Source organism: Promicromonospora thailandica (assembly GCF_024171955.1).
In the GTDB taxonomy this organism is placed as follows: domain Bacteria; phylum Actinomycetota; class Actinomycetes; order Actinomycetales; family Cellulomonadaceae; genus Promicromonospora; species Promicromonospora thailandica.
The window spans coordinates 210392-225749 of record NZ_JAMTCS010000006.1; the positions used below are offsets into that span (position 1 = coordinate 210392).

General features: G+C 73.1%; 12 protein-coding genes. 4 read left to right on the forward strand and 8 right to left on the reverse strand.

All coding sequences use genetic code 11. The annotated features are described in order from the left end of the window. Positions 1–200 precede the first annotated feature (200 nt). Entirely contained in the window at positions 201–1436 is a 1236-nt protein-coding gene (locus tag APR03_RS11410) for a glycosyltransferase family 4 protein (protein ID WP_253835761.1), read from the reverse strand. Positions 1437–1711: 275 nt separating this feature from the next. On the opposite strand from APR03_RS11410, the gene APR03_RS11415 reads away from it, so the two are divergent. Beyond that, positions 1712–4438, forward strand: a complete 2727-nt coding sequence (locus tag APR03_RS11415; protein ID WP_253835762.1) for a UvrD-helicase domain-containing protein — start codon at positions 1712–1714, stop codon at positions 4436–4438. Positions 4439–4669: 231 nt separating this feature from the next. Next, positions 4670–5971: a hypothetical protein gene (locus tag APR03_RS11420; RefSeq protein ID WP_253835763.1), complete on the forward strand. Its 1302-nt coding sequence runs from the start codon at positions 4670–4672 to the stop codon at positions 5969–5971. Here the strand turns inward: APR03_RS11420 and APR03_RS11425 are convergent. The 7 genes from APR03_RS11425 to APR03_RS11455 form a co-directional block, all read right to left on the reverse strand. Beyond that, on the reverse strand, positions 5946–6677 hold the full coding sequence (locus APR03_RS11425; protein ID WP_253835764.1) for a hypothetical protein: 732 nt from the start codon (positions 6675–6677) through the stop codon (positions 5946–5948). The two genes, APR03_RS11420 and APR03_RS11425, sit on opposite strands and share 26 nt — an antisense overlap. After that, entirely contained in the window at positions 6674–7345 is a 672-nt protein-coding gene (locus APR03_RS11430) for a DUF4352 domain-containing protein (RefSeq protein WP_253835765.1), read from the reverse strand. The genes APR03_RS11425 and APR03_RS11430 overlap by 4 nt, the downstream gene beginning before the upstream one ends. After that, positions 7342–8043 carry a hypothetical protein gene (locus tag APR03_RS11435; RefSeq protein WP_253835766.1) on the reverse strand — a complete coding sequence of 234 codons (702 nt, stop codon included), beginning with the start codon at positions 8041–8043 and terminating at the stop codon, positions 7342–7344. Before APR03_RS11435 ends, APR03_RS11430 begins: the two co-directional genes overlap by 4 nt. A 183-nt stretch (positions 8044–8226) precedes the next feature. Next, positions 8227–11589 (reverse strand): S8 family peptidase, encoded by a 3363-nt coding sequence (locus APR03_RS11440; RefSeq protein ID WP_253835767.1) that lies wholly within the window; start codon positions 11587–11589, stop codon positions 8227–8229. Between the two features lie 2 nt (positions 11590–11591). Beyond that, on the reverse strand, positions 11592–12011 hold the full coding sequence (locus APR03_RS11445) for a hypothetical protein (RefSeq protein WP_253835768.1): 420 nt from the start codon (positions 12009–12011) through the stop codon (positions 11592–11594). A gap of 125 nt (positions 12012–12136) precedes the next feature. Then, a complete protein-coding gene (locus APR03_RS11450) occupies positions 12137–12679 on the reverse strand; it encodes a Clp protease N-terminal domain-containing protein (RefSeq protein WP_253835770.1) in 543 nt (180 codons plus the stop codon). Then, positions 12679–12888, reverse strand: a complete 210-nt coding sequence (locus APR03_RS11455) for a helix-turn-helix domain-containing protein (protein WP_253835772.1) — start codon at positions 12886–12888, stop codon at positions 12679–12681. Before APR03_RS11455 ends, APR03_RS11450 begins: the two co-directional genes overlap by 1 nt. Before the next feature lie 235 nt (positions 12889–13123). Between APR03_RS11455 and sucC the strand changes: the two genes are divergently transcribed. Beyond that, positions 13124–14293: an ADP-forming succinate--CoA ligase subunit beta gene (gene sucC, locus APR03_RS11460; protein WP_253835774.1), complete on the forward strand. Its 1170-nt coding sequence runs from the start codon at positions 13124–13126 to the stop codon at positions 14291–14293. A gap of 39 nt (positions 14294–14332) precedes the next feature. Next, positions 14333–15229 (forward strand): succinate--CoA ligase subunit alpha, encoded by an 897-nt coding sequence (gene sucD, locus APR03_RS11465; RefSeq protein WP_253835776.1) that lies wholly within the window; start codon positions 14333–14335, stop codon positions 15227–15229. Positions 15230–15358: the final 129 nt, after the last annotated feature.

The window sequence follows — 15358 nt, forward strand, 5'->3', positions numbered from 1 at the left end:
TATCAGCTCGGATCGGCCCGGCGGGTGTTTTTCGTCCCCCGCCCCGGGCTTCGGTCAAATGTACGTCCCGGCCCCGTGGCGCTACTGCCGGTGCGTTTCGATATCACCCCGCGGTGCCGCACATTCACCCGGAGACTGCTTTTTGCCGGGTGAACTCAGAAATGGCGCACGGGGTGATAAAGAATGTCGTGCCCGGGTATTCACCCGAGCGGTGCGGCGTCCGCCGTCGTGCGCTCGCCGGTGCGTCCGGTGAGGCGGTCGAAGACCCCCACGTAGGTGGCCGCCTGCCGGCGCCAGGACAGCTCGCCCTCGATCCGGGCGCGGCCTACGGCACCCATCGCGCGGGCGCGCTCCGGGTCGTCGAGCACCTCGAGGATCGCGTCGCCGAGGGCGGCCGGGTCGGTACCCGGCACGTACCGCGCCGCCTCGCCCGCGCTGCGCCGCGTCTCGGTCAGGTCCGAGGCGACGACGGGCAGCTCGTGGGCCATGTACTCGAGCGTCTTGTTCATGGTGGAGCGGTCGTTGAACTCGCTCGGCGGGTCGGGGGTGACGCCCAGGTCGGCGCTGGACAGCCAGCGGCCGATCGCGGCGTGGTCGACCTTGCCGGTGAAGGTCACGAACGGGTCCAGGCCGCGGCGCGTGCAGTCGGCCCGCAGGTCGTCGAGGGCGTCACCGAACCCCAGCAGCGCGAACCGCACGTCGGTGCGCCCGCGCTCGTGCACCACGTGGTCGGCGGCGGCCAGGAGGCGGTCCACGCCGTCCTGCGCGCCCATGATGCCCACGTACGCGACGAGGTGCTTGGCCTGGTCACGAGCCCCGGGCTCGGTGTCGCCGCGGCGCATGAGGTCGGCGTCCGGCGTGCTCAGCACCACCGAGCTGCGCGCGGGGTCGACCCGGCCGCGGCGCTGCGCGATCTCCTGGTAGGAGCCGTTGGTCGAGATGACGTGGTCGGCCGTCCGGTAGGTCGCGCGCTCCAGGAGCAGCAGGGCCCGGTAGAGCAGGTCGCGGCGGCCGAACTTGGCCAGGTACACCTCGGGGCACAGGTCGTGCTGGTCGTACACGAACCGCACGCCGCGGCGCAGCCGCCACAGCAGGGCCAGGAGCCAGAAGGTGTCCGGCGGGTTGCAGGCCTGGATCACGTCGAACGGGGCGGTGCGGTGCACGCGCGCCGCGGCGCGCGCGGTGCGCCACCAGCAGACGGCGAACTCCCGCACGTACCCCACGGCGCCCCGGGACGGGGGCGGCGGGGCGTACGAGTGCACGGTGACCTCGTCCACCTGGAACCGGGCCGGCTCGTCGGGGGTCTCCTGCGGGCAGACGACGCTCACGCGGTAGCCCGCGTCCGTCAGCGCGCGGCACTCGGAACGGACCCTGCGGTCGATCCGGAAAGGCAGGTTCTGGATGATCACCAGCACGTGCGGGGCGGCGGGAGGCATGTGCGAAATTCTTGCCCGGCCCGGCGGGGGCAGAAAGCGCGGGAGGGGGTGAACCAGCGTTTCACCCGGCATTGTTCATCCACAGATCACCCGGGTTCAGGGGTGGCATTTTCCGGGGTGGTATGGCAGGGCGGTGGTGAAGCACAGAAATGGCGTCGTGATATCGCAGCGGTGATAGCGGGCGGTGCGGCGGCCGGTCGGCCGGGCCGCGTGGCCCGTCGGCAGTGCGCGTGGCCCGTCGGCAGTGTCGGTGAGCCCGCCTAGGCTTAGGGGCGATGACTTCCCTCTTCGACAGCCTGTCCCTGCCCGGCCTCGAACCCGCCGCGCCGGGCGACGAGGCGCGCCTGCCCAGCACGGCACCGCGCTGGGACGACGACGCGCCGGACGGCGACCCGGGCGAGTCGGCGCTGCCCGCGGAGCCCGAGTGGCTGGCGGGCCTGCCCCACGAGTCCGAGGCGCCGCGCGCCCGGGGCGCCTACGCGCACCTCGACCCGGAGGAGCTCCTGGACGGGCTCAACCCGCAGCAGCGGGCCGCCGTCGTGCACGAGGGCGGGCAGCTGCTCATCGTCGCGGGCGCCGGGTCGGGCAAGACGCGCGTGCTGACGCACCGCATCGCCTACCTGCTGGCCACCGGGCGGGCGCGGGCGGGGGAGATCCTCGCGATCACGTTCACGAACAAGGCCGCCGCCGAGATGCGCGAGCGTGTCGAGGGCCTGGTCGGGCCCGCGGCGAACCGCATGTGGGTGTCCACGTTCCACTCCGCGTGCGTGCGCATCCTGCGCCGGGAGGCGACGAACCTGGGTCTGCGGTCGAGCTTCAGCATCTACGACGCGGCGGACAGCCAGCGCCTCATCACGCTGGTCACGCGCGAGCTCAACCTCGACCCCAAGAAGTACCCGGCGCGCGGGCTGTCCAACAAGATCAGCGACCTGAAGAACGAGCTGGTCGACCCGGAGACCTACGCGCGCCAGGCGAGCGCCCACGCCGAGCAGGAGGCGCAGGCCGAGCCGGCGGGCGGCATCCGCAGGCCCTGGGGCGGGCAGTCGGCGGACGAGCGCAACGCGGCGACGCCGAAGTTCGACCAGGTGCTGGCCGACGTCTACACGCGCTACCAGGCGCGCCTGGCGCAGGCGAACGCGCTGGACTTCGACGACATCATCATGACCACGGTGAACCTGCTCCAGGCGTTCCCGAACGTCGCCGAGCACTACCGCCGCCGGTTCCGGCACATCATGGTCGACGAGTACCAGGACACCAACCACGCGCAGTACACGCTGGTGCGGGAGCTGGCGGGCGTGGGCGTGTCCGACGAGACGGGCCTGGACCCGGCCGAGCTCACCGTCGTGGGCGACTCGGACCAGTCCATCTACGCCTTCCGCGGCGCCACGATCCGCAACATCCTGGAGTTCGAGAAGGACTACCCGGCCGCCACCACCATCCTGCTGGAGCAGAACTACCGCTCCACGCAGAACATCCTGACCGCGGCCAACGCGGTGATCTCGCGCAACGCGGGCCGCACGCCCAAGCGCCTGTGGACCGACTCCGGGGCCGGGGCCAAGATCGTCGGCTACGTGGCGGACGACGAGCACCAGGAGGCCCGGTTCGTCGCCGACGAGATCGACAAGCTCGGGGACGCCGAGGGCGTGCGCCCGGGCGACGTCGCGATCTTCTACCGCACCAACGCCCAGTCGCGGGCGCTGGAGGAGGTGCTGGTGCGCGTCGGGCTGCCGTACAAGGTGGTCGGCGGCACGCGCTTCTACGAGCGCCGCGAGGTGAAGGACGCGGTCGCCTACCTGCGCGCGCTGGCCAACGAGGACGACGACGTGAACCTGCGCCGCATCCTCAACGTGCCCAAGCGTGGCCTGGGCGACCGTGCGGAGTCGCTCGTGGCGACGTTCGCCGACCGGGAGCGCATCTCGTTCGGTGCCGCCCTGGAGCGTGCCGACGAGATCCCGGGCATGACCACCCGGTCGCTCAAGCCGCTGCTCGCGTTCCGCGACCTCATGCGGGAGCTGCGCGGCCTGGTCGACGACGGCGCGGCGCCCGCCGTCGTGCTCGGCGCCGTGCTCGACCGCACCGGGTACCTCGCGGAGCTGCGCGCGAGCGAGGACCCGCAGGACGAGGGCCGCGTGGAGAACCTCGCCGAGCTGCACGCGGTCGCCGTCGACTTCGGGGAGACCGACCCCGAGGGCTCGCTCGCGGACTTCCTCGAGCGGGTGTCGCTGGTCGCGGACAGCGACCAGATCCCCGACGAGGACGTGGCCGACGGCGCCGCGGAGGAGGCCCCCCGCGAGAACCAGGGCGTCGTCACGCTCATGACCCTGCACACGGCCAAGGGGCTGGAGTTCCCGGTCGTGTTCCTCACGGGCATGGAGGACGGCACGTTCCCCCACATGCGCTCGCTGCACGACGACACGGAGCTCGCCGAGGAGCGCCGGCTGGCGTATGTAGGCATCACCCGGGCGCGCGAGCGGCTCTACATCACGCGGTCCTCGACCCGGGCGGCCTTCGGCATGTCCAACGAGTTCCCCGAGAGCCGGTTCCTCCAGGAGATCCCCGAGGACCTGTGGGACTGGCGGCGCCGGGAGTCGTCCACAGCGGCCATCCGCGCGGGCCGCGGCGGCTGGGGCGGCGGGTACGGCTCGGGCGGCTACGGCTCCGGGCGGGGCCCGCGCGGGTCCGGGTCCGGGTCCGGCTCGTCCTGGTCGGGCGGCCGGACGGGCGGGTCGCGCGGGTCCGGCGCGTCCGGCTCGGGCGCCTCGGGCGGTGGTCAGACCAACGCGTTCTCGCCGCAGCGCAAGGCGGGCGCGAAGGGCGGGTTCGGCGGCATCGACGTCCAGAAGAACGTCCCCAGCCTGGAGATCGGTGACCGCGTCACCCACGACTCGTACGGTCTCGGCACCGTCGTGGACGTCGAGGCGAACGCCGTCGTCAAGATCGACTTCGGCACCAACGGCACCAAGCGCATCGCGCTGAAGTACACGGCGATCACGAAGCTCTGAGCGACCCCCGGCCCAGCCGGGCCGGCCCAGCTGGGCCGGTCGCCACGGGCGTCGCTGACGCGGCCTGAGGTCCGCCGTCGTCCCCTCCTTTTCTTCGAGACCGAGGTTGCTTCGCTTTCGAGGCCTCCAAAGCGAAGCAACCTCGGTCTCGAAAGGGAGGGGACCACGGCCCGCCCCGTCCCGCGGGCAGGCTTGGCGCCCGGTGCCCGGTATGGGCCACTATGTGTCGCCATGAGGATCCTGCTCTCGGCCGGCCGCCTGTTCGTGGCGCACTGGCCCGCGCTCCTGACGCTCGGGCTGCTGGGCGTCGCCGTGCGCAACGGCGCGATGTGGGGCGCCGTCGAGCTGAGCGACTGGAACTCGTTCGTGGCCCAGCTCCTGCTGATCGTCAGCCCGCTGGGCTACCTCCTGCCCGTGGTCGGGATGCTCTGGGTGTGCCGCGGCTCGCTCCCGGTCCTGCGCCCGGACCCGGCCCCCGCGCGCGGCGGGGTCCCCGGCCTGCTGCCCGGCTCGGGCGCACCGATGATGCCGTCCGAGAAGCGCGAGCGGCGCCTCGTCGACGTCGCCCTCTCCGTGCTGGTGCCCTTCCTCGTGGTGTACGAGGTCGAGGGCCTCATGGACGCCGACCGCGCCCGGTTCCTCAACGAGGCCGCCGCCGACGAGCTGTTCAACGACACGTTCACCACGCAGGGCGTGGACTTCACGGCCCGGCTCGGGGTCTGGTCCGGCTGGACGCTGTGCGCCATCGTCGCCGTCGCGTTCCTGCTCCGCTGGCTGCTGGGCCGGCTCGAGGGGCGGGTGGGGTTCCTCGGCATCGCGGTGCTCGGCGCGGTCCTGGAGATCTACTGGACCGGTCAGGTGGCCGGCCAGATCGAGACCGTGCAGCAGCGTCTCTGGGGTGTCGCGGAGGACCGGCAGCTCGTCGCGGCGGCGACCGGCTCGATCGGCTCGGCGCGCGAGGCGCTGGGGGAGACCGCGAACGAGACCGCGTCCGTCGCCGCCGACAACGCGGTCACCGTCCTGGAGTCGCTCGACGTGGTCCTGGTCGCGCCCCTGGCCTGGCTCGCGATCGGCGCCGTGGTGCTGGGCCACCGCCTCATGGAGCCGCCGTCCACCGAGCACCGCTGGCTCGACCGCATGACCTGGATCCCGTCCGGCCTGCGCTCGCTGCTGGAGTCGCTCACCGAGGACCTGCGCGCCCGGCTCTCCGCCCTGTGGGACGGGCTGAAGATGATCGTGCACGGCGGCCTCGGCCCCATGCTCGTCTTCTGCCTCGGCTACCTCGTGGTCATGCGGGCGCCGTACGCCGTCGGCTGGCTGGTGCGTGCCGTCACCGGCCCCGTGGACAGCGACACCTGGCTCGCCTTCAGCCCCATGGAGGCTGCGGCCGGGCTCGCGATCTCGCTGGCGCTCGCGGCGGCGCTCGTGGCGGCGACCGTCGCACGGCTGGTCGAGCACGGCCTCGCGGTCCGCGCGGAGGAGGCGGAGGAGCGCGCCGCCGGCCCGGTCACCGCGGCGGCAGGTCGGTCCTGACGTACTCCGGGCCCCCGAACGCGAGCCAGACCTGGGTGATCGTCGCGTCGGCGTCCACCAGCACGTACGACGTCACGTCCCACGACGGCTGCACGCTGAGCGAGTCCTCGGCGTCGGGCGGCAGGCAGCGGTAGACCGAGCCGAGCAGCAGGTCCGACGTGTCCTCCCCGTACCGCGTGCCGTCGTCGGCCACGAGGACGATCTGGCAGCCCGACAGGTCCGTCTGCGGCTCCGCCGCGAGCTGCAGCTGCACCTGGTACGCGACCGACCCGTCGGGGACCTCCACCGGGTCGCCGAACTGGGGCGCCGGCAGGGTCGCCACCTGCTCGACGTTCGTCACCGTCATGTCGACCTCGCGCAGCACGTCGGTGTTCGCCCGCTCGGGCAGGCTGAGGCCGAGGTCGTAGTACTCACCCGCGTAGTGCGCCACGCCGCCCTGCGTGACGCGGTCCACCTCGTGGTGCAGCCCCGTCGGCCACCAGAAGGCCCACACCCGGAACGACGACGCCCCCGCCGCCACCACGACCGCCACCGGCAGCAGCACGAGCCAGACCACGTTGCGCCGCCACCAGCCCGCCCGCGCGGCCTGCGGCGGCGGGCTCGGCGGGATCGTGCCGGGCAGCATGCCCGGCGGCAGGCTCGGCGCCGGGCGCTCGTCCTGCTCCCCGCCCGGCCCCGGTACGGCCGGGGTCACCAGCGTGGTCATGCGTCCCCTCCAGCGTCTCCTGTGCTCGCGTCTCCTGTGCTCGCGTCTCCCGTAGCCGCGTCTCCCGCGCCCGGCACGGCGAACCCCTGCGGCTCGGGCCGCACGGTCTCGGCCGCGTCCCACAGGGTGCGCGCCGCGCCCGCGGTGATCCCGAGGTCGACGACGGCGACGGCGTCGCGCCGCTGCTCCGCGTGCTCCTCGGACTGGCTGCCGCGGGCGAGCCGTACGGTCGCGCCCGCCAGGGCGTCCTCCGGCACGTCGAAGCAGTACGTGGCACGCCAGGCGTAACCCGGCTGGGACGTGGCGGACGCCGCGCAGTCGCCCAGGGCGGACGGCCAGAACCGACGGCCCTGGCTGTCGGTGACCTCGGCCCCCGCGAAGGTCGTCTGCGTCCGCGTGGCCCGCCACGTCACGTCGACGACGAGGAACGTGCCGCCGGCCACCGCCGTCTCCGTCGTGCCCTCCAGCGTGTCGGCGACGCGCACGTCGGTCACGGTGAGCTCCGCGTACGTGAGGTCGAGGGTCTCGCCCGGGACGCCCTCGACGACGACGGGCGTGTCCAGGCCCTGGTCCTGCGGCAGGTAGGTGACCAGCGCGCACCCCGCGGTCACGGCGCCGAGCACGAGCGCGGTGCCCGACCAGGTGATGCGGCGGCGTCCGTGCCTCACTGCTGCCCTGCCTCTGTGCCGGGCCCCGCCTGCCCGACCGGGACGTCGCCCGAGAAGGCCGCCTCGCCGACGTACCAGTGGCCGTCGTCCAGGCCCGCCAGGTCCTCCTCGACCCAGCCGAGGTCGATCAGCTCCAGCGGCACGGTCTCGCCCGCGAAGTCGCCGCTCTGCTCCCAGATGAACGCGAGGCGGTAGGTCACCCCGGGGTTCAGGATGCTGCGGCTCGTCCCGTCCGCGATGTTCACGATCGTGGGGGAGGGCAGGTCGGCCTCGCCGCCCGTCTCTGCCGCCGGCTCGCCGAACGGCTCCTCGGGAACGATGCCGACGCCGCGCGGGGCGGGCATGGTGTCGCCCAGCGTGACGCTGTACTCGGGCACCTCGCCGGTGTTGGTCACGCTCGCGACGACGGCGAGCATCTGGTTGCCCGGCTCCGGCACCAGCAGGCCCAGGTCGTCGGCGACGGCGGCCTTCTCGACGGTCACCTCGAACGGCCCGACCTCGACGGCGGTGCCGGTCACCAGCGGGGCGGTCTGCGCCTGGGCCGGGCTCCACGCCCCGAACGGTGTGAGGGCGACGAGCGCCCCGACGACGCCGACACCGACGCGCTGCGCGGTCGACATGTCATCGGCGACGGCCGCGACCACCCGGCGGCCGATCCGGAACGCGAGGTCGGGTCCGTCGCTGCGGGCGTGCTTCATGGCGCCCGATCGTAGCGGGGCACACAGGACGTTCCGGGCGAAAGTCCACGATGTCGACGTGACTGCGGCGGCGGCCCCGCCGTCGTCCGCCCCGATCCGCTTCGAGGCCGAGGTCGCTTCGCTTTGAGCGGCCTCAAAGCGAAGCAACCTCGGCCTCGAAGGTGATTGCCGGGGTGCCGCGTGTCAGCGGAGGCCGAAGGCCCGCGTCAGCGTCTGCGTCACCCCGTTGCCCTCGCTGTCGGTGACCGACGTCCGCAGCGTGGCGAACGCGGCCCCCTTCGGCGCCGACAGCCGCCCCGACCAGGAGCCACGGTCACGCGTGAGGTCGAGCCGCCGCCACGTGGCGCCGTCGTCGTACGAGACCTCGACCGTCGGGCGGCCCACCGTCGCGGTGATGCCGGTCAGGTGCGACGGCGTCACCGACAGCCGGGCGGTGCGCGCGGCCCGTCCGGCGGAGTCGGTGTCGATGCCGTAGTCGAGCTGGACCAGCGGCAGCGGCTCGGCCGCGTCGGGCCCCGTCGCGCCCGACGTGAACGTCCACTCCGTGCGCGTGTGCGTCGAGTACGTCCCCGTCCAGCCGGCCCGGTCGTTGTCGACCACGACGCGGTAGGGCAGCCGCTCGTCCGGCAGGCCCGTGACCGGCAGGAACTCCGCGTTGCTCCACTGCAGCTCGGTGTCGCCCTGGTAGAGCGCCGCCCAGTTGCGGACGGCGAAGTTGCCGCCGCCGGTGGACCCCAGGTGCCCGCTGCCGGAGTCGCCCCAGCCCGGCACCCGCACGTACATCTGGTCCAGGTACCGGACCGGCTGCAGGTCCAGCTCGCCCATGCGCGGGCGCAGGATCGGCCCGAAGAACGTCACCTCGCTGGTCGAGCGGGCCGCGTACCGCAGCACCTCGAGGGACGACTGCCCCATCTCGCCCGGCAGGTGGGCGCTCTGCGTCCACGACGTGTCCGCGTCCACCCAGTCCGTGCGCTCACCCTGCGCCGGGGCGGCGAGCTGGTTGCCCGCGGTCCAGCCGTGCCACAGGTCGAACCGGGACTCCAGGGCCGGGCCCGGACGCTCGTGCAGGAACGAGACGTCGACCCGGGCGAGGTCCCGCTTGGTCGTGGTCCATGTGGGCCGGGCCGGCACGGCGCCGGTCCAGTGGTGCACCACGTCGTAGGCGTACTCGGTGGTGGGGCTGGAGGTGACCGTGACCTCCGGCCGCCGGCCGTCCAGCGACCGCAGCAGCCGGTCGCCCTGGCCGGACGTCAGCGTCGCCACGGTCAGGGGTGCCGGCGCACCGGGGGTCCACGGCGCCTCGTCCCACGGGGCCAGGCGTCCGGTGCCCTCGTGCACGACGAGCAGCAGGCGCGCCCCGGCGTCGGCGGCCGCGTCGGCCAGCGGCGCGATCTCCTCGACCGTGCTCGCGTGCGCCACGACGGCGCTGCCCTTCACCGCGGGCGGCTTCGGGCCGTGCCCGGGCCCACCGGCCCCGGGTGAGGCCGCCGCCCGAGCCAGGTCGGCCACCCCCTCGACCTCGACCACCGGCAGCGTGCGCCGCCCGGCCGGCAGCGGCGTGGACCCGCGCCTGACGCGCAGGTCACCCAGCTCGGCCCGGCCCTGGTCGATCGTGAGGGCAGGCTGCTCCAGGCGGAGCTGCGTGCCGAACTCGAACAGCCCGTCCGTCACCTTCCGGTCCGTCGGCAGCGCCCACAGGCTGTCGTACTCCGGCCCCGGGAACATGGAGCTGGCCGTGAGGCCGCCGTTCGGGTACGAGCGCAGCACGTCCAGGCGCATCACCGCGGGATCGGTCTCCTGCGGCACCACGGCCTGCACCTGGACCACCTTGCGGGCGTCCAGCACGACGGCGCGGTCCTGGCTCAGGTCCACGTCGGTGAAGCTCAGCAGCGCCGCACCCTGCGAGCCCGGCCCGTTCGCGCCCTCGACGTCGACGCTCAGCCAGCCGCTGTAGCTGTCCACCGGCAGGCGCAGCACGGCGGTGCCGTCCTCGTCCAGGTCGGCACCCGCGAAGATGTCGTCCGACGTGACGATCACCTTGCCGCCCGCCGGGCGCCCCGCGCCGTCCTTCACCGTGATGGTGAGGTCCTGACGCTGCCCCTCCCGGGTCGCGCCCGTCAGGGTGCGGGCGCGCACCGCGCCCGAGCCGTCCGTCGCCACCACGCGCGCGGAGAGGTCGGCGTCCGCGGGCAGCAGCGAGAGGTCGGCCGTGAGCGTCACCGACGCCGTGCCGTGCGCCGGCACCGTGACCGAGTCCGCCGACAGGGCCAGGAAACCGTCCGGCACCGCGCCCTCGACCGCCAGGTCCAGGTCGACCGCCTCGTCCCCGAGGTTGGTGTACGTGATCGGCTTCGACGCCGGCTCGTCGGGCTCCTCGCCCCAGACGTGGAAGCCGAAGCCGGCGCTCGCGGTGCCGAACACGGTCGCGTCCACGGCCGCGACCGCGTCGACCCGGCCGCTGCCGGTCTCGAAGGCGGTGTGGTCCGGGGTGGCGACGGCCGTGCTGACGATCGCCTCCTTGATCTGCTCCGCCGTCCAGTCCGGGTGCGCCGCCGCGACGAGCGCCGCGGTGCCCGCCACGTGCGGGGTCGCCATCGAGGTGCCGCTCATGGTCGTGTACAGCCCCGAGCCGCGGGTGAGCTGCGAGCGGGCGGCCAGGATGTCGACGCCGGGGGCGCTGACCTCCGGCTTCATGCCGCCGTCGAGCGCAGGTCCGGTGCTGGAGAACTCGGCCAGGGCGTCCGACGCGTCGACGGCGCCGACCGCGAGGGCCGACGTCGCCATCGCCGGGGTGCCGACCGAGCGCGGGCCGGAGTTGCCCGACGCCACCACGAACAGCGCGCCGGTCTCGGCACTGAGCTCGTCGACCGCGGCGGCCATCGGGTCGTCGGTGCCCGCGGGCGCGCCGCCGAGGCTCATGCTGACCACGCGGGCGTCCTGGTCGCGGGCGGCCCACTCCATGCCGGCGATGATCCAGGACTCGTAGCCCCGGCCGTCGCTGTCCAGCACCTTGCCGACGTGCAGGCGTGCGCCGGGTGCGACACCCCGCTCGACGCCGTCGGAGGCGGCGCCGGTACCGACGATCGTCGAGGCCACGTGGGTGCCGTGCCCCGCGTAGTCCTCGATGAAGCTCTCGCCCTCGACGAACGACTCGGCCGCGGCCACCTGGTCCGCGAGGTCCGGGTGGGTCGGGTCGATGCCGGTGTCCAGGACGGCGACGTCGACCCCTTCGCCGGTGTTGCCGCCGGACCACACCTCGGGCGCGCCGATCTGGGCGGTCGACTCGGCGAGGTCAGTGGTGACCGGGCCGTCGAGCCAGACCTTCTCGATGCCGTGGGCGAAGGCGGGCGTGCCGTCCGCGCCCCGGGCGGTCTCGGCGCCCGACGTGGCGCCCGGAGTGCCGGTCAGCGCGGTCCAGAACGCGGCCGCGTCGTCGCGGTCCTGCGCGACGGCGGCGCCGTCGACACTGGGCAGCGCGCGCACGACGTCGGAGCCGTCGAGCGGGGTCGTGGCGCGCGACCGCGCCGCCGCCTCGGTATACCGCACGATCAGCGGCAGCGCGTCGGTGCGAGCGTCGTCGTACCCGTCGCCAGGAGCTGCGTCACGTTGAACAGGCGGTCGTCGAGGGTGCCGGCGGTGACGTAGGGCAGCACGGCGTCCGGGTAGACGTACGTGCTGCCGTCCCGCTCGGTGCGGTGGTAGGACGAGGCGACGCCGCCGGGTCCCGTGACCGTGGTGACGGTCGAGCCGTCCGCCGCGGTCGCGAGGGTGACGGTGTCGCCGGTGATCAGGGTGACGCTGCGCGAGCCGGGCGACGACGGCGGGAGCGCCGCCGTCGTGCCGCCCGGTGCGGCGGGGCCGCCGGGGCTCGCGGGTGCCGCGACGGAAGCCGTCGCGGCACCGACCGCCAGGGCGGCCGTCACGCCTGCGGCGACGAGCCCCCTGACGGGGGTGGAGATGGTGAGCACAGAAGTCCCTTTCGAGAGAACGTGCCCTTTTCCTAGTGCCGGGGGTCGGACCACTGGGTTTCGCGCGTGTAACAGCAGGCCGGAAACCTGGCCGATACCAGTCAGATGGCAGGTTCCGGACGGCGTCAGGCCGCCTCGGCCGAGCCCTCCGCGAGGTGCCGGACGCGGTCGAGGTCGGCGCCGCCGTCGGCCAGGAGACGGCGGGCGGGGGAGTCGGCGCGGGTGAGCCCGAGCAGCAGGTGCCCGCCGGTGATCTCGCGCGAGCCCAGCCGGATCGCCTCGCGCAGCGCGAGCTCCAGCGACTTCTTGGCGTCCGGCGTGAACGGGATGTGCCCGCGGCGCCCGCGCAGCGCCCGGCCCGCCCGGGCCAGCGCGCCCTCGCCGAACGTGGCCTCGGTGCGGCGCGTCACCTCGTCCAGGTCGATGCCGACGGCGGCGAGCGCTGCCGGGTCGAGCGCGTCGCCGGCCGTGAGGCCGTTCCGCGCCCGTCCGAGGAGCTCGGCGACGTCGACCCCCGCGGCGGCCAGGGCCTCGCGGGCCGGACCGGGCCGCGACGCGAGCGCGACGAGGAGGTGGCGGCCGTCGATCTGGTCGTTGTGGGCGTCACGCGCCACGACCTGGGCCTCGACGACGGTGGCGCGGGCGTCCTTCGTGAACTTCTCGAACATCAGATCCTCCGGTTGTACTTCTTGTGGACCGCCTGCCGGGAGACCCCGAGTGCGCCGGCGATGTCCTGCCAGGACCAGCCGAGCCGCCGGGCGCGCTCCACCTGGAGCGCCTCGAGGCGGTCGGCCAGCTCGCGCAGGGCCCGGACGGCGCGCAGCCCCTCGGCCGGGTCGTCCCCGGCGGCGGATGCGGCGAGTGCTTGCTGGGTCATGTGTCAACCTTGGTTGACGCAACGGAGCGTGTCAACCCTGGTTGACACATTGCCCTGACGCAGGCTGTGGTGACCGCCACGTAGAGAGCCGCGGAATACCGCCGCTTCGTTCGGAACCACAAGCAATACGGGGCTACCCTGTACCGGGATGTCTTGACGTCGAGACATCGCTTCAGCCGGGCTCCGGGCGACTACGACGTCTGAGGGCCGCATCCCGATGGAAGGACGCAGCAGGGTGGACCTGTTCGAATACCAGGCGCGCGACATCTTCGAGAAGCACGGCGTGCCCGTGCTGGGTGGGGTTGTCGCGACGACCCCCGAGGAAGCTCGCGAAGGCGCCGAGAAGCTGGGCGGCGGTACTGTCGTCGTGAAGGCCCAGGTCAAGACCGGTGGTCGCGGCAAGGCGGGCGGCGTCAAGCTGGCCCACTCGCCCGCGGAGGCCGCCGAGAAGGCCGCCGAGATCCTCGGCATGGACATCAAGGGCCACACCGTGCACCGCGTGATGATCGCCCAGGGCGCCAAGATCGCCGAGGAGTTCTACTTCTCGGTGCTCCTGGACCGGTCCAACCGCAACTACCTCGCGATGTGCTCGGTCGAGGGCGGCATGGAGATCGAGCAGCTCGCCGTCGAGCGTCCCGAGGCCCTCGCCCGCATCGCCGTCGACCCGGCCGTCGGCATCGACGAGGCCAAGGCCGCCGAGATCGTGGACGCCGCGGGCTTCGCGGACGACATCAAGGGCAAGGTCGCCGCCGTCATCCAGCAGCTCTGGACGGTCTTCGAGGCCGAGGACGCCACGCTGGTCGAGGTGAACCCGCTGGTCCGCACCGAGGACGGCGAGATCGTCGCCCTCGACGGCAAGGTCACCCTCGACGAGAACGCGGGCTTCCGCCACGCGGACCACGCCGAGCTCGAGGACTCCGCCGCGGCCGACCCGCTGGAGGCGAAGGCCAAGGAGAACGACCTCAACTACGTCAAGCTCGACGGCGAGGTCGGCATCATCGGCAACGGCGCGGGCCTGGTCATGTCCACGCTCGACGTCGTCGCGTACGCCGGCGAGAAGCACGGCGGCGTCAAGCCCGCCAACTTCCTCGACATCGGTGGCGGCGCCAACGCGCAGGTCATGGCGAACGGTCTCGACGTGATCCTGAACGACGAGCAGGTCAAGTCGGTGTTCGTGAACGTGTTCGGCGGCATCACCGCGTGCGACGAGGTCGCGAACGGCATCGTGGGCGCGCTCGACATCCTCGGCGACGAGGCCTCCAAGCCGCTGGTCGTCCGTCTCGACGGCAACAACGTCGAGCTCGGCCGCCAGATCCTGAACGAGCGCAACCACCCGCTCGTCACCCTCGCCGACACCATGGACGGTGGCGCCGACCTCGCCGCCGCCAAGGCTGCCGCCGCCTGATCGCCCGCTGAAGACTTCGAAAGCAGAGACTCCACAACAATGTCGATCTACCTGAACAAGGACTCGAAGATCATCGTCCAGGGCATCACGGGCGGCATGGGTGCCAAGCACACCGCCCTGATGCTCGACTCGGGCGCGCAGATCGTCGGCGGCGTGAACGCCCGCAAGGCCGGCACCACGGTGACCCACAAGGACCAGGCCGGCAACGACGTGACCCTGCCGGTGTACGGCACGGTCAAGGAGGCCATGGCCGAGACCGGCGCGGACGTCTCCGTCGTCTTCGTGCCGCCGGCCTTCACCAAGGACGCCGCCATCGAGGCCATCGACGCGGGCATCGGCCTGCTCGTGGTCATCACCGAGGGCGTGCCGGTGCAGGACACCGCCGAGGTGTGGTCGTACCTGCAGGGCAAGGAGACCCGGATGATCGGGCCGAACTGCCCGGGCATCATCACGCCGGGCGAGTCGCTCGCCGGCATCACCCCGCACACCATCACGGGCAAGGGCCCGATCGGCCTCGTGTCCAAGTCGGGCACGCTGACCTACCAGATGATGTACGAGCTGAAGGACTTCGGCTTCTCGACCGCCATCGGCATCGGCGGCGACCCGATCGTCGGCACCACGCACATCGACGCGCTCGAGGCCTTCGAGAACGACCCGGAGACCAAGGCGATCGTGATGATCGGCGAGATCGGCGGCGACGCCGAGGAGCGGGCCGCCGCGTACATCAAGGAGCACGTCACCAAGCCGGTCGTCGGCTACGTCGCGGGCTTCACCGCCCCCGAGGGCAAGACGATGGGCCACGCGGGCGCGATCGTGTCCGGCTCGTCCGGCACCGCCGCCGCCAAGAAGGAGGCCCTCGAGGCCGTCGGCGTCAAGGTCGGCAAGACGCCGTCCGAGACCGCCGACCTCATGCGCGAGATCCTGCAGTCGCTCTGACGACTCGCTGACCACGAGGCCCCTCGCCCCGGCCGCGCCGGGCGAGGGGCCTCGTCGCGTGGCGAACCGGGCTTTTACCCCAGACCACTCCGTCAGATCCATGTCCGGCCGTGATATCCGGGCAGGTTC